The sequence below is a fragment of the Pseudomonas sp. NY8896 genome (genome assembly GCF_039634505.1).
The window spans coordinates 3639207-3659001 of sequence record NZ_CP132350.1 but is presented as its reverse complement, the minus strand read 5'-3'; the positions used below and the strand labels follow the sequence as shown (position 1 = coordinate 3659001).

The 19795-nt window shown below is 59.7% G+C and carries 16 protein-coding genes and 1 pseudogene; 10 read left to right on the top strand and 7 right to left on the bottom strand.

The genetic code is table 11. From position 1 onward, the window contains the following. Positions 1-46: 46 nt before the first annotated feature. From Q9451_RS16370 to tre1, 7 genes and pseudogenes are all read right to left on the bottom strand, one after another. Complete coding sequence (locus Q9451_RS16370) at positions 47-766, bottom strand: hypothetical protein (RefSeq protein WP_012272390.1); 720 nt, start codon at positions 764-766, stop codon at positions 47-49. A gap of 11 nt (positions 767-777) precedes the next feature. After that, positions 778-1020 (bottom strand): GH-E family nuclease, encoded by a 243-nt coding sequence (locus Q9451_RS16365; RefSeq protein ID WP_069942597.1) that lies wholly within the window; start codon positions 1018-1020, stop codon positions 778-780. Between the two features lie 174 nt (positions 1021-1194). Further along, positions 1195-1998, bottom strand: a pseudogene (locus tag Q9451_RS16360) (PAAR domain-containing protein); the annotation flags it as partial. Next, positions 1995-2588, bottom strand: coding sequence for a DcrB-related protein (locus Q9451_RS16355; protein ID WP_012272392.1), 594 nt, complete (start codon positions 2586-2588; stop codon positions 1995-1997). The gene Q9451_RS16355 and the pseudogene Q9451_RS16360, both read right to left, overlap by 4 nt. Positions 2589-2609: 21 nt before the next feature. Next, complete coding sequence (gene tssI, locus Q9451_RS16350) at positions 2610-4451, bottom strand: type VI secretion system tip protein VgrG (protein ID WP_012272393.1); 1842 nt, start codon at positions 4449-4451, stop codon at positions 2610-2612. A 192-nt stretch (positions 4452-4643) separates the two neighbouring features. Then, a complete protein-coding gene (tri1, locus tag Q9451_RS16345) occupies positions 4644-5759 on the bottom strand; it encodes an ADP-ribosylarginine hydrolase Tri1 (protein ID WP_012272394.1) in 1116 nt (371 codons plus the stop codon). Next, on the bottom strand, positions 5756-7243 hold the full coding sequence (gene tre1, locus Q9451_RS16340) for an NAD(+)--protein-arginine ADP-ribosyltransferase Tre1 (RefSeq protein WP_012272395.1): 1488 nt from the start codon (positions 7241-7243) through the stop codon (positions 5756-5758). Before tre1 ends, tri1 begins: the two co-directional genes overlap by 4 nt. 907 nt (positions 7244-8150) lie before the next feature. Here tre1 and Q9451_RS16335 point away from each other — a divergent pair. The 10 genes from Q9451_RS16335 to icmH all read left to right on the top strand — a co-directional run bounded on the left by Q9451_RS16335 (position 8151) and on the right by icmH (position 19778). Further along, positions 8151-8900 (top strand): hypothetical protein, encoded by a 750-nt coding sequence (locus Q9451_RS16335; RefSeq protein ID WP_012272396.1) that lies wholly within the window; start codon positions 8151-8153, stop codon positions 8898-8900. A 64-nt stretch (positions 8901-8964) separates the two neighbouring features. Next, positions 8965-9504 carry a type VI secretion system contractile sheath small subunit gene (gene tssB, locus Q9451_RS16330; protein WP_012272397.1) on the top strand — a complete coding sequence of 180 codons (540 nt, stop codon included), beginning with the start codon at positions 8965-8967 and terminating at the stop codon, positions 9502-9504. Positions 9505-9518: 14 nt separating this feature from the next. Beyond that, a complete protein-coding gene (gene tssC / locus Q9451_RS16325) occupies positions 9519-11021 on the top strand; it encodes a type VI secretion system contractile sheath large subunit (protein WP_012272398.1) in 1503 nt (500 codons plus the stop codon). 26 nt (positions 11022-11047) lie between these two features. Next, positions 11048-11530, top strand: coding sequence for a type VI secretion system baseplate subunit TssE (gene tssE / locus Q9451_RS16320; protein ID WP_012272399.1), 483 nt, complete (start codon positions 11048-11050; stop codon positions 11528-11530). Then, positions 11530-13350 carry a type VI secretion system baseplate subunit TssF gene (gene tssF, locus Q9451_RS16315; RefSeq protein ID WP_012272400.1) on the top strand — a complete coding sequence of 607 codons (1821 nt, stop codon included), beginning with the start codon at positions 11530-11532 and terminating at the stop codon, positions 13348-13350. Before tssE ends, tssF begins: the two co-directional genes overlap by 1 nt. Next, positions 13314-14384: a type VI secretion system baseplate subunit TssG gene (gene tssG, locus Q9451_RS16310; RefSeq protein WP_012272401.1), complete on the top strand. Its 1071-nt coding sequence runs from the start codon at positions 13314-13316 to the stop codon at positions 14382-14384. The genes tssF and tssG overlap by 37 nt, the downstream gene beginning before the upstream one ends. Beyond that, complete coding sequence (gene tssH, locus Q9451_RS16305) at positions 14381-16978, top strand: type VI secretion system ATPase TssH (RefSeq protein WP_012272402.1); 2598 nt, start codon at positions 14381-14383, stop codon at positions 16976-16978. Before tssG ends, tssH begins: the two co-directional genes overlap by 4 nt. A gap of 24 nt (positions 16979-17002) precedes the next feature. After that, the gene (tssJ, locus tag Q9451_RS16300) at positions 17003-17725 is read left to right on the top strand and encodes a type VI secretion system lipoprotein TssJ (RefSeq protein ID WP_012272403.1); all 723 of its coding nucleotides are present in this window, start codon (positions 17003-17005) and stop codon (positions 17723-17725) included. Beyond that, complete coding sequence (gene tssK / locus Q9451_RS16295) at positions 17722-19065, top strand: type VI secretion system baseplate subunit TssK (protein WP_012272404.1); 1344 nt, start codon at positions 17722-17724, stop codon at positions 19063-19065. The genes tssJ and tssK overlap by 4 nt, the downstream gene beginning before the upstream one ends. Beyond that, entirely contained in the window at positions 19062-19778 is a 717-nt protein-coding gene (gene icmH, locus Q9451_RS16290; protein WP_012272405.1) for a type IVB secretion system protein IcmH/DotU, read from the top strand. The genes tssK and icmH overlap by 4 nt, the downstream gene beginning before the upstream one ends. The last annotated feature ends 17 nt before the right edge of the window (positions 19779-19795 follow it).

The window sequence follows — 19795 nt, the reverse complement described above, 5'->3', positions numbered from 1 at the left end:
GGGAATACCCACCCCAGAATTCGGCCAAATCGAACATCAACACTGATCAAGCGAAAGCGAAAATTTTAACTTCATCAAGCAGACCTTTAATTGGCAATGGCTGCTCATCCTTTCTATCTCTAATCAAGACATACTCACCTTCGCCGGGAGAGATAATCTCAATGATTTCATCGGACCAATTAGTCACTTCAATAAAACCACTAGAAACTCCGTTAAGAGCGTCAATTTCCCTCAATAAATCTAGCCACTTGAGGAATGCCCCGGCCTCATCGGTACCACCACCGGTTTTGGGATTATCAAAATAAACCCGAAGTTTAGGGCAAGGCTGCCTCTGCCAATTTAATGTTGGCACGTAATGCAGACGCAACTCTTTGAACTCTTCAACAGTCTCGCGCCCGGAAAATTCGCACCTAAAGATTGGCAAGCATAAAAAAAGATCATCTCTAACCACCCCATCATTACCTTTCAGGTAACCATGGAAATTGCTAGGAACAACGATTACATGAGTGAAGCCTCTTTCAGATGAGCACAACTCAAATATTGAGGGAGATACTCGACTTACCTCTGGCGCAATAGAATTTAAAACATTGAGCGCTAGCGAATCTTTTATCTCGTCTTGAGAAACAACAATCAAATCTAGATCATCGGATGATTTTAACCAATAATTGTATGTATAATCCCGCATTTCATCCTGAAAAAAGCAAACGCCACCAACAAGATCTCTAACGGAATCGTATTCTTCAAGTAGATCATTTCGTGATATCATAGCAATATGCCTCACTCGTAGTTTGGACCAACGTCTTGCCTATATCTAACCCCGCTAGCCCCCATCTTGGCACCCTCGGAACTGTTAGCGGAGCGTAACTTCAGGCTCATATTGCCGGTATCATTATAGAAGTCATTTCTCTCAGCTCGAGTTGAATTATAGCCGACTTCATTCCAATGCTCAACAACAGGTTTGTTATGCTCTATGGTCAACCTCGGGTCGTTCCTGTATACCTTATCACCATCCGCAGTCATTACTTTTCCAGCATGTTTTCCACTTTGGATTGTATTAGCATCTAAAACTTCTTCTTTTACACCTGCTCGATAGCCACTGGGGTATTCTGTCTTCCTATTAAGCCTGGCGCCATCTGTTGACTTTATAAATCTACCATCTGGCCCACGCACAGGCCTGGACATGGGTGGAGCTTCAACATCTGGCTTAGATCTAGGAACAATTTTTACATTTCCTAAGTTTGAGCCAAAGCCTTGGACTTTAATTTCATAGCGAGCATCAAACGCCTTCCCGCCCTTGGCGCCGATCCCCCCTCCAAGCAGAGCACCACCAAACGCCATCAACTTCTGGCCGTCGGAGCCCTCTCCAAACAGCTCGCCGCCGGCCCAATGCCCTGCCATGCCACCCGCTATACCACCCACCAACCCTGCGACCACCAAAACAGGACTTGCCAGCACAAATGCACTTGCCAGTCCCACCCCCATGACTGCACGCTCCAACCAGACAGGGACCTCCGGGTCAATGGCATCCGTCGTCTCGGTGCCCCCACCTATATATACATTGGGAGAGCCCGCACTTATTTTCGCGTCGCAAACTGTTCTGTCACCTACTCGAGCCGCAGGCTGACCATTTATATATACCGAATCGCTGCCCTGAGCTAATATCTTAGGGATCCCGGGATGATCAGAGCACTCGGCATTATCCAGATGCGCCCTCGCAGCAGGTTTCCCATTTATATAAACGTTGCCCGACCCTGATCGTATTTGTCCCGTTTCACTACAGGCGAACGATAAGCTACCAATCAGTTGACCAATTCCAGCACCAGTAGCGGCTCCCGCGCCCACCATCGCAGCGAGGGCTACCGCCCCAAGCCCGCCGGTGCCAACCACAGCAATACCGATGAGCACTGCACCTGCACCAATCGCCAAACCAGCAAGTAATCCGCCTAAGGCGCTAGAGTGCTCGATTGGATCGTCTAATCTCGCGGCAGCCGCAGTCATGCCGACTCGACCTGTTGCGCATCCCCCTCTCTCGCAGGCGGAAGGCGCAATTGAAGACTATCAACTAAAGTATTGAAAGCACTACGCTCATCTTCTGTCATGCCTTTGGCATTGTTACTCGTACCGGTAATCTGCATGAGCAAAGGGCGCTTGTGCTCATCGTGATGCAGAAAAATCAGCTGTACTTGATGAACCGGTTGGCCTTGTTGCCGCCAGCGAAACTCTACACGCCGCGCCTCCAACCCAGCCACCTCTACCGGGGTAACCGGCTCGATCCACTGAACATGGGACAACGTCTTTTTCAATTCACCCAGCAGTTGTTGTGCAAGCGTCTCCAAGTCTGCATCCTGCTCCGCAGGCGAACGCCCAACAACGAGCGAGAACGGGCTTGGCCCTATATCCGTCAATGTAAAAACATGAAAAGTCTTGTCTTTTAAGTTCTCTGGACGAACGAAGCTCAATTCATTTGTAAGAAAGCGCTCCGGCGGAGGAGGTTCTACATTGAGAGCGCCCTCTTCCAGACGCTCACGTTCAACGCGCTCTTCGCGCTCGCGTCGCTCAGCTAATCGGTCGTAGATATTACCGCGCATGGGACCTTTCCTTGTCGCTAATCAAGACTTGTTCAGATTAATTATCGTGCTGCCTGCAACGTCCACAGTGATACCTGACAGGGTAATCGTGCCATCCGACTTCATCTCCAGCTTGCTGTTTCCGACCTCAAGCGTAATAGACGTTGCCGCCTTAATTTTCACCGCCCCTTGATCCACGGTCACAAAGTACGACCCCTCTTCCACCGCAATGCTGGTTTCCAGCTTGATCGTCTCGGAATGCTTACCTTCGACATTGATCGTTCGATTGCCACCCACCTTGAGACTCTCATCTGCCTCAACCTCGGTATCCAGGTTGCGCTCAGCATGCATGATGATTTGCTCGGCGCCGGCCTTGTCTTCGAAGCGGAAGAAGTTGGCATTCGACCCTTTGCCTTTGGTAGAGCGCGTCAGGAACCCACTCTGGGTCTTGTTCGCCGGCAGTGCCCACGGCGGGGTGTTGCTGCTGTTGTACAGGCTGCCCATGATCAACGGGCGGTCCGGGTTGCCGTCGAGGAACACTACCACCACTTCATCGCCCACACGCGGGATCTGGATGCTGCCGAAGCCGCCACTGGCGCCGGATTGGGCGACGCGTACCCAGCACGAACTGTGGTCGTTGTGCTGGCCTTTACGGTCCCAGTGAAACTGGATTTTCACCCGCCCCAGTTCGTCGGTGAATATCTCTTCGCCGGGTGGGCCAACGATGATGGCAGTCTGCGGGCCGGCGATGGTCGGCCGGGGAGTGCTCAGTTGCGGGCGGAACGGGATCTTCTTGCGCACGCAACTGAACGTGTTGAAATAGCTCGCCTGTTGGCCGCTGAGGTAGTTGTTGTGGCCTTCGCTTTCCACGCTCATCAGCAGGAACTGTCGGTCCTCTACGGCGCCTTGATCGTGGCTGTAGTGCTGCAGCAGTTCGAAGGTATAGCCGGGCTTCATGGCGCGGCAATTACTGGCGCCTTCGAACTTTTTGCCGCGCAGCTCCAGCGCTTCGATACGTAGGCGCAGCAGGGTTTCGCCTTCATCGTAGGTGCCGTGGGTGTACTGACCGGGGAAGTCGTAGATCTCGAAGTTCTCGACATCGCCCTGCTTGTTCACGCTGTTCAGCGCCACCGGCAGGCGGTTGTTGGGCTGGCGGTAATCGAAGGTCTGCGTGGCCATCTTGCCGGACTGCAGCTGGCGGTTGCCGCTCCACTGGGTGATGGAGTCGGCGGTCTCGGTAACCGAGGCGCTGTGGAAACGGATTTGCGGCTGCTCGGGGATGTCCACCAGTGTGCTGGAGTCATCGCAGATGATCATGGTGTGGCCTTCTGCGGTGTGCTCGAAGTAATAGAACATCCCCTCTTCCTCCAGCAGGCGCTGGACGAAATTGAAGTCGGTTTCGCGGTACTGGGTGATGTAGGTGTAGCGCTTCTGCGGGCGGGTCAGGCGGAACTCGTGGCGGGAGAAAGCCGGACACAGGGCGAATACCTCGGTGACCACTTCCTCGACCGTGTTGCCTTGGAAGATCCGCGTGTCGAAGCGGTTCTTCAGCATCGAAAACCAGGGGTTGAGGGTGGCGGTGTAACGGGCCATGCCGCCATCGCTGCCAATGCTGGCAAAGCGCGTAAGGTAACCGGTGATGTGGCGTGGAGCACCTTCGGCCAACTCGATCTCGATGCTCACGTGCTGGCCCATCATGGATTTAAGCGGCACGCCAGAGTCTTCGCAGATCAGCAGCAGTTCGTAGTTGAACGCCCGCGAAAGGCCCTCGACGCCCTTGAAGGTTTCCAGCAACAGTTCCTGCTCAGGGTTGGCCAGGTTGTGAAACTTGAACAGCCGGCGGTTCTGCGGCGATAGCAGCGCGGAGGCCAGTTCCATGATCATGCGAAATCTCCTTGAAAACAGGGCCAGCACGCGCTTGCGATGCTTAGCTACAACTTTGTTCATGCGGGATGCCAGGCAGGCGCACCGCGATTTCATGCGACCGACAGCACCCGAAAAAGTGCCGCGGCGCGTTGACAGAAACGCGACAACTGTCACGCTTTTGCACGTCAGGGCAATTTCCTGAGCCTGCCGTTATCGCTTCCCGTACAACAGTGCATCCAGTTCATCCACCTGCGGTGCGCGGTCGAACAGTTCCTGTGCCAGCTTCTGGATATGCTGCGACCAGGCGACCTTCTCCACCCACTCCGGTGGCATGCCTGACACACCGTACAGCGCGCCAGCCAGCTGGCCGGCTGTGGCCGCGACGCTGTCAGCATCATCGGCAAGGTTGGCGGCCAGAAGAATCGCGTCATGGAAGTTGTTGCTGTTCCATACAGCCCACAGGGCTGCCTCCAGCGTGTCGACCACATAACCAGAAGAGCGGATCTGATCGCGGCTCTTCTGTTTGTACTCGCCAGCATTGATGATCATCGGGCGCGGACGCAGCGAGCGCACCGCAGGTGCAAGGGTTTCTTCCTTGTCTGCACCGTTCAGTGCCAGATGCAGTTGTGCGGCGAGCAACTGGCAACAGTTCACCGCTTCATCGGCGTTATGGGTCACGCTGCTCTGCGTGACGCTTTCCCACCAACTCGCAGACAGTGAATGTCGACGAAAGATGGCCGTGGGCGCGAGGCGTATGATCGAGCCATTACCTGCAGTGGACGGGTCGTAGTTGCCTTGCCAACCGATGCCTTCGCGCAACCAGCCTTCAAGCGCGTTACGTGTAGCGTTGCCGATGTCGAAACAACGGCCATTGACACTGTTTTCCCCGTGTCGATACCAGCGCACCAAGGCATTTGCGTAGGTGGCGTAGTCGAACTTGCCCTGGCTTACATACGTATCCGCCAAGCAAAGCGCCATGCTAGTGTCATCGGTCCACTCGCCGGCAGCAAGCCTGAATGGCCCGCCACCGACCATGTCGTTCACATGCTCCCGGTCGCGCGGCAGGAACTCGAGCGTGGTGCCTACCGCATCGCCAATGGCCAGGCCCAGCAACGCGCCTTTGGCGCGGTCCAGTGCCTGTTCTGGCGTCAAGGTACAGGCCCTGGACTGCAACCAGCGCGGCTTGCTCGCCGGCTCTGCTGGGGCGTCTGCCCGCACGTTGTAGTCCATCCTCTGCTGCAGCTGCCGGGAGGGCTCCGGCGACAGGTGCGCGTAGCGCTCGACGTAGTCGGACAGCAATGCGTTTGGGCTTCTTAGATCGATCATGGGATTTCTTTGAGAATAAATTGAGTGACGGAGCCATTGTCGACCCTGTCGACAACATTGAAGCGCGTGCCTGGCCCAAACAATACCTCAGCTTCCCTGTGGCCAGACAGAAAGCTGATATCTTTGCCAGTCACGCCCTGCAAGGTCATCTTCACATTACCGTTGAATGCCAGGGCACGGTCTGCAGAAGTACTCAGGAACGCTGCATCACTGGTTGGCAGACCGACTTGCATCCTCGACATGACATCCTCCGGCAACGTAGTACCGCGGAAGGTATCCCCCAACGTGTAGGACGGTAGCTTTGCGAGGCCTTCGTTGGCATGCGTGACGAAGGCCTCCATCTGCGGGCTAAGCGGGGTCTGCCCGCGCAGCGCCGGGTTGATCCACTGATAGCCTTCGTTGGTGGTGTAGCCATGCAGCGCGCCGATCTGATCGTCCGTGAGCAAGGCTGAACGCTTAGGGTCGGTGAAGTCGGCGATGCGCCTGCCCGTGGATATCCAGCGGTCTGCAGTCTGATTGCCCACGGCTTCTCGCAAAGACATGACTGCCGGTTTTGCTACAGGCTTCGGTGCCGAGGCTTTTTCCGGTTGACGAGCGGGCTGCAGCGGCTCAGGTTTCTTGACGGGGGTGGGGCCCTTGATCTGCAGGTCTGGGTGAGCCAGCAGCTTGGCTTCGTTCTTGGCAAGCCAGGCACCAAACTGCTTGTTGGCAATGTCGGCCTGCAGCTTGGCACTGCGCGTGGCAATGTTCTCCATGCTGCCCATGATGCCGGCCTTCATCTGTCCGCGCAGCAGGTAGGTGACGATGGCCATCAGTAACAACAACACCAGCTGTTCCTGCCCGCGGGCCAGCTGCCGCGCGGCGCGTTCGGTTCGCTCCTGGATAACGGCCACCGACCCTCCAGTAGGGTCCAGCCCGGCAGGCTTGACGCCTTCTTCGGCATTCCAGGCCGTAGCGATACCCTCCTGAAGAGTGGCCAGGCAAACCGGCAGCCCTTTGATGAAGTATTCGGCGATCGCCGACAGGCCCAACGCAAGAAGGATCAGGTTACCGACCTCCAGACCGATGCCCGCCCCTGCCACGGCGCCGGGCGCCGCGCCGACGCCAAAGGCCAAAGCACCGATCGCACCGCCTGCAGCAGAGCCCACGGCAATACTCCCACCGAGGATCATCGACACTTCCTTCACCAGTTGCAGCAGCACCGGCAAAATCTGTTCGATACCGATCGAAGCCCATTTGCGCTTGAGGTCTTCCTGGAAGATCGGATACGACATCGCCAGTGCCTGTTGCACATTGTCGATGCGATGGCCACCCAGGTAGCCATAGGCTTGGCCGGCGCCATCACTAACGCGCCGAGAGAAACCGTGCCAGCTGTCATTGGCGCTCTGCAGCCCCTGGTGGATGCTCTGGTTCACCGCGCTGAATTTCTGATCGAGGCTGCGCTCGATGTCACTCCAGCTAGGGACGTTAGCTAAAAGGTCCATTTTCTAGATCACAGTCCGTTGAAGAATGGCGTAATTGACACACACCTTGGCGAGCCTGAAGGAAACACAACTGAGCCAACTGATAGCGTATGCCTGCTACGCGAAGTCTGCCGCGTGAGCACCGATTCGAGGGCGTCCGTAATCATGTCAATGCATCCTGCATCAAGCTGGAAATCGCCCAATGAAAACGTGCTTGACAGAGGCTGTCAAATGATGGCCTTGCGCTATAGGGCCATGGAGCTAACGTCAAAATGCCTTTACCAAATGGCGTATTACGGGTTGTTGGAGCAGTAGACGCGTCCGCGATTAAGTAAGTCGGATTGTGTCCGTTGGGTTGGAGAACGCGTATTACGTGGCCATTCAGTCCGGTCGCGGCGTGAAGATCCAACGCCCCGATTGAATGTCGCCGCACAGCCTCGACAGCTATGAACGCCTCTCGCCTCTAGTTCAACAGGTTGACGGGCGATAGCATTACTTCACAGGTGCCTCTGGCCACGCCATATTCCGTCGCACTGCCATCATTCCACCTTGCCTTGTCATCACCCCGCCAAGCACTCGGTCGCCGCAAAAAATGGGACCTGATTCACTTTTTGAAAAATATTTTTGCCGCTAATTTTCATCGATATCCGGCCCCACTCGCCCCCCTGATTTAGGGCTTGAACCGCCGTTTTCCGCGCCCAGGACACCCCGCCAATATCACAGCGCCATTATTGCGCCGCATCACAATACGGGCAATAAATCGCCCCCCTCGCCGGAACTTCTTGTGCAGCGAGGTGCCCTACTCGGCATTGCTGGCAACACAATATTCATGTGCCAGCACTCAAATTTACCGCCGCCGAAGGCTCTATTTCAGGTCCGCGCCATTGGCGTTTCAGGACGATCAAGCAGGCACATGGACGATGCACCGATGACCCAGACATTCGATGTCGAAGCACTGATCAAGCTGCGTAGCCAGACGCGGGCGATCTCCGATGCGCTGAAGGCGCAGGCGGCGGATTACCTTGCCACCGTGGCGCCGCTGATCCGTCCACAAACCCTGTTTGGCGAATACTTGCAAGGCGCCCAGCGCAGCAGCGGGCGCGAAACGCAGGGCCATTTCCAGTCCCTGATCGAACTCTTCGATCGCATCGGCTCGGCCGCGCCGTTTCAGCTGGTCAACGAACTGGAAGTGCCGCTGAACCTGATCAGCACCACCCCCGAACTGTTCCCGCTGGAGTACGACAAGGCCCTGGCACAGAGCGGCCAGGTCATCCGCATCACCAGCCCGACGCGCTGGGTGGTGGGCTTCCACGCCTTTGAACTGGCGCGGTTTCGCAACGTCATCAAAGACCCCAACCGCAGCAGCGCCGAGCTGTACCGCTTCGTGGTGCACTATCTGGTGCTGTTCTACTGCCTGAGCAAGTCGCCAGGCCTTGGCCGGCTGTTCGACGGCCTGCGCTACAGCCTGAGCTTCGAGCGCCTCAAGGGCTTTGGTGACCTGCCGTTCTGCGTCATCAGCTCACCGGTGCGTTCGGAACTTCCCGACGACTCGGTCATCCGTAGCAGCACGCAAATTGCCGGCAATACCAGCTTCGAAGAGCTGGTGGGCCGCGACAACATTCTGGAAATGAACGACGACATCCGTCAGCGCCTGCTGCTGACGATCGAAGGCCTGTAACCCGCAACGCCCCTTACCGGGCCGCGCAATGATTCGCAGCGAACTGCTCGCACTGGAGAACACGATGGCGAAGAAGGAAAGCACTCAGCACAAACTCGACCGCGTCCGCGCGCCTCGGGTCCATATCACCTACGACGTGGACATCGGCGATGCCATCGAGAAAAAGGAGCTGCCCTTCGTCGTCGGCGTACTGGGCGACTTTTCCGGCAACCCGCTGGAGCCGCTGCCCAAGCTCAAGGACCGCAAGTTCGTCTTCATCGACCGCGACAACTTCAACGGTGTGCTCAAGGGTATCAAGCCACGCCTGACCTACCGCGTCGACAACACCCTGGCCAAGAACGGCACCCAGCTGGGCGTGGAACTGAACTTCAACAGCCTCGAAGACTTCGAGCCACAGAACGTGGTCAAGCAGGTGGAGCCACTGCGCAAGCTGCTGGAAGTGCGCAACAAACTGGCCGACCTGCGCAACAAGATGGGCGGCAACGACAAGCTCGAAGAGCTGCTGATGGACGTGCTGCAAAACACCGAAAAGCTCAAGACCCTGGGCAAGGAATTCGGCCGTGAAGCCGAAGTGAAAGACCCATCCAGCAGCGATCGCGCCTGAGCAGGAGCCTTAACATGACCGACAAGCAAACCGCACCGCAACAGGCCGGCGAACTGGTCGAAGTGGAAAACTTCGCCCCACAGCCCTCGCTGCTGGACAGCATCATTTCGCAAAGCCGCGTGGCCCGTTCCGACACCGAGCGCAACCGCACCCGCGACCTGATCGGCGAACTGGTGAACCAGGTGCTCGAAGGCGAAATGACCCCGAGCAAGGACCTGATCGCCGTGCTCGATTCGCGTATCGCCGAAATCGACGCGATGCTCTCCGAGCAGATGAACGAAATCATGCACGCTCGCGAGTTCCAGCAGCTGGAAGCTTCCTGGCGTGGCCTGAAGTACCAGGTAGACCAGACCGAAACCAGCACCACGCTGAAGATTCACCTGCTCAATGCCTCGAAGAAAGACCTGGTACGTGACCTGAAGGCCGCCAGCGAATTCGACCAGAGCGCACTGTTCAAGAAAGTCTACGAAGAAGAATACGGCACCTTCGGTGGTGCGCCGTTCGGCATGCTGATCGGCGACTACGAGTTCAACCGCAACCCCGAAGACATGTACCTGCTGGAAGAGATCTCGCACGTGGCCGCAGCGGCGCACGCGCCGTTCATCTCCGCCGCCTCCCCTGAACTGTTCGGCTGGGACTCGTTCACCGAGATGTCCGGCCCGCGTGACCTGGCGAAGATCTTCGACACCGTCGAATACGCCAAGTGGAAGTCGTTCCGCGCATCGGAAGACTCCCGCTACGTCGGCCTCACCCTGCCCCACGTGCTCGGCCGCCTGCCGTATGGCCCCGATACCACGCCGGTGGAGGAATTCAACTTCGTCGAAAGCGTCGACGGCCGCGACCACAACAAGTACCTGTGGATGAACGCCGCCTATGCCCTTGGCACCCGCGTCACCGATGCCTTCGCCCGCTACGGCTGGTGCGTGGCCATCCGCGGCGTGGAAGGGGGCGGCCTGGTCGAAGGCCTGCCGACCCACACCTTCAACACCGACGATGGCGAAATCGCCCTCAAGTGCCCTACCGAAATCGCCATTACCGACCGCCGCGAAAAAGAGCTGTCGGACCTGGGCTTCATCCCTCTGGTGCACTGCAAGGGCACCGACTATGCCGCCTTCTTCGGCACCCAGTCGGCGCAGAAGCAAAAGCAGTACAACACCGACATCGCCAATGCCAATGCACGCCTGTCGGCCCAACTGCAATACATCTTCGCCACCTCGCGTATCGCCCACTACATGAAGGCGATCATGCGCGACAAGATCGGCAGCTTCGCCTCGCGCATGGACGTGGAGCGCTTCCTCAACCAGTGGCTGGCCAGCTATGTGCTGCTCGACGATACCGCCAGCCAGGAAGCCAAGGCCAAGTTCCCGCTGCGTGAGGCCCGCGCCGAGGTGTTCGAGGTGCCAGGCAAGCCAGGCGTGTACAAGGCCGTCACGTACCTGCGCCCGCACTACCAACTGGACGAACTGACCGCCTCGCTGCGGCTGGTCGCCGAGCTGCCACAAGGCGCGCGCGGCTGACAGCCCGCTGTGTACAGGGATGACACATGAGTAACCAGGCCCGCCTGCTGCCCTCGCTGCTCGACCGACTGCTGGACGACCGTCCCTATCAGTCGGCCGAGCCGGCCGCGCAGCGTACCTGCTCGCTGGCCGAGTACAAGGCCAGCATCGTCCGCGACCTGGAAGTGCTGGTGAATACCCGCCAATCGCTGGTCGCCGAGGCGCTCGACGGTTTCAGCCAACTCGGTGGTTCCATCCTTGAATACGGCATGCCTGACTTCATCAGCCGCAGCGTGCTCGACCCACACGATCGTCGTCTTATTCAGCAGCAGCTGGAGCGTGCGATAAGCACCGGCGACCGGCGCTTTCGCCGGGTCCGTGTGCAGCTCTTGGCCCAGCAGGACGGCCACCGCATGTTGACCTTCCGCGTGGACGCCGTGTTGCGTCTGCAGGACATCAGCCGCCAGGTGTCGTTCGACGCCGTGCTGCAGGTCAACACCCAGGAATACAAAGTGCAGAACCTCAACTGATGCTCGACGAACTGCTGCCCTACTACGAAAAGGAACTGTCGCACCTGCGCTTCCTCGGCCAGGAGTTTGCTGCGCAGTACCCGAAAATCGCTTCTCGTTTGCTGATCGAGGGCGACAACTGCGAGGACCCGCATACCGAGCGCCTGATCGAGGCGTTCTCGTTCCTTTCTGCGCGGGTGCACAAGAAGCTCGATGACGAGTTCCCGGAAATCGTCGAATCCTTCCTCGAGGTGCTGTACCCGCATTACCTGCGCCCGACCCCGTCCATGTCGATTGCCGAGTTGAGCCTGGGCAGGCATGAGAAAGTCACCGAGGCATACCACGTGGCGCGCCATACCGAAATGCATGCCAATGCCGTCGAGGGCGTGGTGTGCAAGTTCCGCACCTGTTACCCCGTAGAGCTGTGGCCGATTGCCGTGCAACAGGCCTCGTTCGCCGAAATGGAACGCTCGGCATTCAATGGCCACAGCGCCGACCTGGTCGCACGCCTGCGTATCCGCCTGACCGCCACAGGTGATGCCCTGTTCGGGCAGATGGAAATGGACCGCCTGCGGTTTTTCCTCGACGGCGAAGCCACGCTGATGCTGCATCTATATGAGTTGCTGTTCAACAACCTGGCCAAGGCCACCCTGAGCTTCCACGACGAGGGCCGCAGCCGTGAAGTCGCGCTGCCAGCCGGTGCGCTAAAGGCCGTGGGTTTTACCCGTGACGAAGGCCTGGTGGATTACTCCGAGCGCTCGTTCCTGGGCTACCGGCTGCTGCACGAGTATTTCACCTTCCCCGACAAATTCATGTTCTTCGACCTCAGTGGTTTTGCACGCATCCTGCAAGGCAAGGCTATCGAGCAGGTCGAGATCAATTTCTATTTTTCCGACTACGACCTCAGCGAGCGCCTGGCGCGGCTGACGCAGAACATCGGGCGCAACAATTTCAAGCTCAACTGCACGCCAATCATCAATCTGTTCCGCCAGCAGGCCGAGCCGATCAAGCTGACCCACACCCAGCACGAGTACCCGGTCACGCCTGATACCCGGCTGCACAACGCTGCCGAAGTGGTGTCGATCGACCGCGTGCGCCGGGTGCGCAAACTTGGCGGCATCGACCAGGTCACCACCTGCCTGCCGTTTTTCGAGCCCCGTGGCGAACAGGACCCGCACAGCAGCTTCTGGGTCGCCCGTCGGCGCAATCAGGGTGACGCCACGGCCATGAGCATCCGCGTGGTCGACCGTGACCTGGAGCTGATCGGCGCCAGCAGCGACACCCTCAGCATCGGCCTCACCTGCAGCAACCGCGATGTGCCGCTGATGCTGCCGTTCGGTGGCGAGCGTGGCGATTTCAACATTCCCGCCAACTCGGTAATCAAGGACATCCGCTGCCTGCGCAAGCCCACTGCCACCGTGCGCGTGCCCTTGGGAAAAGGCTTGATCTGGCGGCTGATCGCGCACCTGTCGCTGAACCATATGTCGCTGGTCAGCCAAGGCCGCGAAGTGCTGCTGGAACTGCTGTCGCTCTACAACTACCGCAACGTGTCGGCCATCCGCAAACAGATCAATGGCATCAAGGCCATCAGCAGCGAGCCAGTGGTTGCGCGCATCGGCCATCCGCGGCCGAATTTTGTGCGGGGCGTAGGCATTACCCTCACCCTCGACGAGCACCAATACACCGGCAGCGGCGTGTTCCTGTTCGGCATGGTGCTGGACCACTTCTTCGGCCAGTACTGCTCGATGAACAGCTTCACCCAACTGACCCTGCGTACCCAACAACGAGAAAAGAGAATCGTCCAATGGCCAGCACGCACTGGCGATCAGCCCCTGGTCTGATCGATCAGGCCCGAGCCGAGCCGCACCGATTCGAATTCTTTCAATTGGTGCGCCTGCTCCGCCTGCACTACAGCCGCACCGGTCGCATGGACCTGGCAACCCGGCCCCATGAAGACCCGCTGCGTTTCCGCACCCAGTTGTCGCTAGCATTTCCGGCCAGCGAGGTCAGCGACCTGCACTTTGAGCGCGAAGGCAAGCTATCGCCGGCTGGCCTGCCACTGTCGGAAGTGCAGGTTACCTTCATGGGCCTGGTCGGGCCGTCGGGCGTGCTGCCGCGCCCGTATACCGAGTTGCTGCTCGAGCGCCATGTGCAATACCGCGACGATGCCGCCCATGCGTTTCTCGACATCTTCTCGCACCGTATGACCACGCTGTTCTACGAGGCCTGGCAAAAATACAAGTTCCATATCGAGCACGAGCGCAATGGCACCTCGGGTTTCGATGGCTACCTGCTCAACCTGGCGGGCTTCGGGCCGCGCGCGCAAAAACTGAAGTTCGAAGAACAACCGTCAGTATTGCGTCGTGAGCTGTTCAGCTATTTTGCCGGCCTGCTCAGCCAGAAGCCGCGCAATGCGCTGAACCTCGAACGGATGCTCGGCTTCTATTTCTCGTTGCCGATCCACGTCAAGCAGTTCGCCGGTCGTTGGTTGCACCTGCCGCCTGAACAGCGCACCCAGCTTGGGCGGCGCAACGCCCAGCTCGGCCAAAGCGCCGTAGCGGGCAAGCGAACCTGGGATTACCAATCGTGCATTCGCATCGAGCTGGGCCCACTGAGCCTGGCCGATTACCAGCGTTTTCAGCCGGGCACCGAGTGCTATCGCAAGCTGGTCGAGTTGGTGCGCTTCTATATAGGTGCCGGGCTGGACTTCGAAATCGCCCCGCGCCTCAAGCGCGAGGCAGTGCCACGCGCCCAGCTCGGCCGCAAAGGCAATGTCGCCTTGGGCTGGCTGGGCTGGCTCAAACGCCCTGGCCGTGACGCGGAGCCTTCGCGTTGCGCCGTTTTCCACATTCCTTACGATGGGGTCGCCTTGTGAACCTGAAGTCTCTGTTCGCCAAGCTAAACGAAACCAGCCGCACGGCCACCGAAAGCGCGGCGGCCCTGTGCCTGTCGGAGCATCACTACGATGTCGAGGTTGAGCACCTGCTGCTGCAACTGCTCGACAGCAGTGACAATGACCTGGCACCGATCCTGCGCCACTATGAGGTCGTCACCGAGCGCCTGCAGGCGCAACTGGTCACCGCCCTGGGCACCTTCAAGAAAGGCAATACCCGTACCCCAGCGCTGTCGCCGCACATCACCCGCATGATCGAGCAGGCCTGGTTGCTGGCATCGATCGAGTATGGCGTTGGCCAAGTACGCAGCGGCCACTTGCTGCAAGCCCTGCTTGATGATGCCGAACTGCGCCGAGTGGTGATGGCTTCGGCACCGGAGCTGGAAAAGATCAATGCCAATGACCTGCGCCTGAACCTTGCCGCACTGGTCGAAGGTAGCGCCGAGTCGCGGCAGGCCAGCCCCCTGGCCAGCCCCGCAGCACCGATTGCCAGCAGCACTAAAGCTGGGGGCAAGACCCCAGCGCTGGACCAGTACACCGTCAACCTTACCCAAAGTGCCCGCGAAGGCCGCATTGACCCAGTCCTGGGCCGCGAGTTCGAAGTGCGGCAAATGGTCGACATCCTCACCCGTCGCCGGCAAAACAACCCGATTCTCACCGGTGAAGCCGGGGTCGGCAAAACCGCCGTGGTCGAGGGCCTGGCCCTGAGAATCGCCCAGGGCGATGTACCAGCGGTGCTCAAGGATGTGGCCCTGCACACCCTTGACCTGGGCCTGCTGCAGGCGGGCGCCGGGGTAAAGGGCGAGTTCGAAAACCGCCTGAAAGCGGTCATCGAAGAGGTCAAGCGCAGCCTGCACCCAATCATCCTGTTCATCGACGAAGCCCACACCCTGATCGGTTCTGGCGGCCAGGCCGGGCAGAACGATGCCGCCAACCTGCTCAAGCCGGCCCTTGCCCGTGGCGAACTGCGCACCATCGCCGCCACCACCTGGGCCGAATACAAGAAGTACTTCGAGAAAGACGCCGCCCTCGCCCGCCGCTTTCAGGTAGTAAAGGTCGAAGAACCTGATGAAGACAAAGCCATTCACATGCTGCGCGGGCTACTGGGCAAGATGCGCGAGCACCACAAGGTGGCGGTGATGGACGAAGCGCTGGTACAAGCGGTGCGCCTGTCCAACCGCTACATCACCGGCCGCCAGCTGCCCGACAAAGCCGTTAGCGTGCTCGACACCGCCTGCGCCCGCATCGCCCTGGCGCAGTCGTCGCAGCCAGGCTTGCTGGAAGACTGCCGTCGGCAGATCGACAACCTGCAGGCAGAAATCGCCGTTCTTGGCCACGAAGCGGGCAAAGGCCATGACCATGCCCGTCGCCTAGGCGAGCTGCAGGCCGCGTTGCAGACCGAACAGCAGCGCGAGCAGCAGCTCATCGCGCAGTGGCAACAGGAGCTGGAACTGGTCGAGCAACTCAAGGCACTGGATGCCGCCAACGACACCGACGCCGAGCAGCTCAATACCCTGCGCGCCGAACTGGCCCGTGTGCAAGGTGACCAGCCACTGGTCCACGCCCTGGTCGACAGCGGCGCCATTGCCCAGGTCATCAGCGGCTGGACCGGCATCCCGCTGGGCAAGATGCTGCGCGACGAAATCGATACCGTACAGCGCCTGCCGGCCCTGCTGGGCGAGCGCGTACTGGGCCAGGACCATGCCCTGCAGGAAATCGGCAAACGCATCAAGATTTCCCGTGCGCGCATGGAAGACCCCAACAAACCCATCGGCGTGTTCCTGCTGCTCGGCCCCAGCGGCGTCGGCAAGACCGAAACTGCCCTGGCCCTGGCCGATACGCTGTACGGCGGCGAGCGCAACCTGATCACCATCAACATGTCCGAGTACCAGGAGGCCCACACCGTGTCGAGCCTCAAAGGCTCGCCCCCCGGCTACGTCGGTTACGGCGAAGGCGGCGTGCTGACCGAGGCGGTACGCCGCAAACCCTACAGCGTGGTGCTGCTGGACGAGGTGGAAAAAGCCCACCCCGACGTACTCGAACTGTTTTTCCAGGTCTTCGACAAGGGCGTGCTGGACGACGGTGAAGGCCGCGAGATCAACTTCCGCAACACAGTGATCATCCTCACCTCCAACACCGGCACCGAACGCATCATGCAAACCTGCCTGAATGCCACCGAGCTGCCAACGCCAGAGGCCATCGTCGAAGGCCTGCGCAACGAGCTCAACCAAGTGTTCAAGCCGGCGTTTCTCGGCCGCCTGAACATCGTGCCGTTCTACCCGGTGCAGGACCAGATCCTCGAGCGCATCGTCGCCCTCAAGCTCGAGCGTATCGCCAAGCGCTTCGCCCGCAACCACCAGGCCGAGTTGGGCTACGACGAGGCGCTGGTCAAAGCCATCGCCGCCCGTTGCACCGAGGTCGACAGCGGCGCACGCAACATCGACAACATCCTGTCGCAAACCCTGATGCCCGAGCTCGCCCAGCGTGTGCTCGAACGCATGGCCCAGGACACACCGATCGAGCGCCTTGTGATCGAACTGGGCAGCGATGGCGATTTCGCCTATCGCCTGGCCTGACCAGTACCCGGAGGTTTAGCCGTCATGCAACACAAGCACATCGCCTTCAAGCGCCTGACCACCGCCGCCCTGCTGCTGGCGCTGGCGGGCTGCGGGGTCACCGACCGTATCGGCAAACGCATGGAGGACAGCTGGGCGGCCGACATGCTGGCTGACAGCGAGAAGGTCATCCTGACCTCCGACGGCGGCAACCAGCTCAACCCCGATACCGAGGGCAAGCCGCTGTCGGTGGTGATGCGCGTGTACCAGCTGACCGACCTTGAGCGCTTCGCCGCAACCGATGCCGAAACCCTGTGGGATACCCCGGAAAAGGCACTGGGCAATACCCTGGTGGAAGCCCGCGAGATCACCCTGCTACCGGGCATTGGCCAGATCGACCAGTGGCCTCTGGCCAATAGCGCTCGCTACGTCGGCGTGGCGGCGTTCTTCCGTGATGAACAAGGCGCACGCTGGAAAGTCGCCTTCGACGCAAACTCGCTGCGCAAGGACGGCATCTGGTTCTCATCCGACGGGCTGCGGGTACTGGTGGATAAAACCGAAATCAGTGCCATGCGGGGCGTGGATGTGCTGAACAAACCCCCGACTGCCGACCAGCTCGCGGCGGCGCAGAAGGCCAAGGATGCCGCCCCGACGCTCACCGACAAGGTGCAGGACGCGGTCATCCAAAAAGCCAGCGACGCCGCCAGCCAGTCGGCCAGCAACGCCATGGATTCAACCTTCAACTCTTTAGTGGATAGCGTCAAATGAGCAAGCAGAGCCGGGTGATGTGGTCGGAAGGCATGTTCCTGCTGCCCCAGCACTTCCAGTACCAGGACGAGTTCCACCAGCACCAGTTGGCTGAGGCGACCCTGCGCAGTACTCCTTTCCATTGGGGTGTACAGGCGCTGCAGGTGGACGAAGACGCCCTGGCCAACGGTTCGCTGCAGCTCAAGCGCCTGAAGCTGGTGTTCCCTGATGGCAGCCTGTACGACGCTCCGCAGCACGATCCGCTGCCGGCCGCGCGTGACCTCAAGGACCTGCTCAAGGCCAACGACCTGAAGGTTTATGCCGCGCTCAAGCTGCCCGAGCCATTCGGCCTCAATTACGTCGAGGATGGCCACGAGCACAAGGCCGCACGGCGCTTTCGCAAGCAGTTCGACACCCTGCCCGACCTTAATGAAGGTGAGCTGGAGAACGAGATCACCAGCCTGCGCCTGAACGTGGTCATGCTGGTCGACGGCGACAGCCTCGATGGCTACAGCTACTGCCCGCTGGCGAAGCTGACACGCAACAGCATGGGCGGCTTCAACCTCGACCCGCATTTCGTCCACCCTACCCTGCACCTGGGCAGCCACGAAACCATCACCAGCCTCGGCAAACGCCTGCTCGGTGCCCTGCAGGCCAAGAGCAAGGCGCTGTCCGGCCGACGCCGCGAGCGCGCCGACCAGATCGCCGAGTTCGGCTCCAGCGACGTCACCTTGTTCTGGCTGTTGAACACGGTCAACCGTGCCCACCCGCAATTGGCGCATCTGCTGGCCCATCCGCGCCTGCACCCGGAGCGCCTGTACCTGTTCCTCGCCGACCTGGCCGGCGGGCTCCTGACCTTCACCCTGGACACCCAGCTCAGCGACATCCCCGAGTACGACCACCAGGACCCTGCGGCATCGCTGGTGAAACTGGACGAAATGATCCGCGTAATGCTCGACAACGTGGTGCCCAACCAGTGCATCGTCATCAACCTGACCCAGACCAAACCGTCCCATTGGCAAGGCCAGCTGCACGACCCACGCCTGGCCGAAGCCGACTTCTATATTGCCGTGCACGCCGACATGCCCGGTGCCAGCCTGCTGGAACTGGTGCCCCGAGCGTTCAAGGTCGGCTCGCCGGAAGACATCGAGGTGGTGGTCAACAGCGCCATGCCTGGCGTCACCCTCAATCATGCCGCGCGGTTACCGAACGCGATTCCGGTGCGCCTGGATAACCAGTATTTCGCCATCGAGCCGCACGGCACTGTGTATGAGCGAATGATCAATGCCCAGGCCATCTGCTTCTATGCGCCCAGCGCCTTTACCAACCTCAAGCTTGAACTGATGGCGGTGCTCAAATGACCGAAGCCGTACTGCAACAGGGCGCCGTCGCGGCCGCCAACGACAAACCGACGCTCAAGGACCTGGTCCAGGACTTCATCAGCATGGCGCTGATCGTACGTCGCGGCCGCCAGGTCACCTCGGTGCCGGCCTTCGAGGGCAGCGTAGAACGCTTCTTCGCCAACCTGGAGCGGGATGCCCGCGCGGCCAACTACAGCGTCGAGCAGGTCAAGGACACTCAGTACGCGCTGTGCGCGTTCCTTGATGAAAGCGTGCTGCGCTCAGGCGACAACGCGCTGCGTCGGCATTTTGAGCTGCAGCCGTTGCAGTTCCGCTATTTCGGTGTGCACCTGGCCGGGGAAGGTTTCTTCGAAAAAGTCCAAGCGCTGCGTGCTGACACCAAGCAAAACGTCGATGTGCTCGAGGTCTACCACCTGTGCCTGGCCCTGGGCTTCGAGGGCAAGTTCAGCCTTGGCCAGAAAGACCAGCTGCGTTACCTGGCCAATACCCTGGGCCAGGACATTGCCCGCTACCGCAAGGCGCCCAAAGCGCTGTCACCGGACTGGGCACTGCCCGACCAGGTGTCGCAGATGCTGCGCCATGAAGTGCCGCTGTGGGTGTATCTGGCGCTGATCGCGCTGGTCTGCGTCGCCGTGTACCTGACGCTTGACTGGTTGCTGGACAAGGACGTTGCCGCCCTGTCCGAACAAATCCGCCAGCTGTTCAGTGCCTGAGCACACATCAGGTAGCC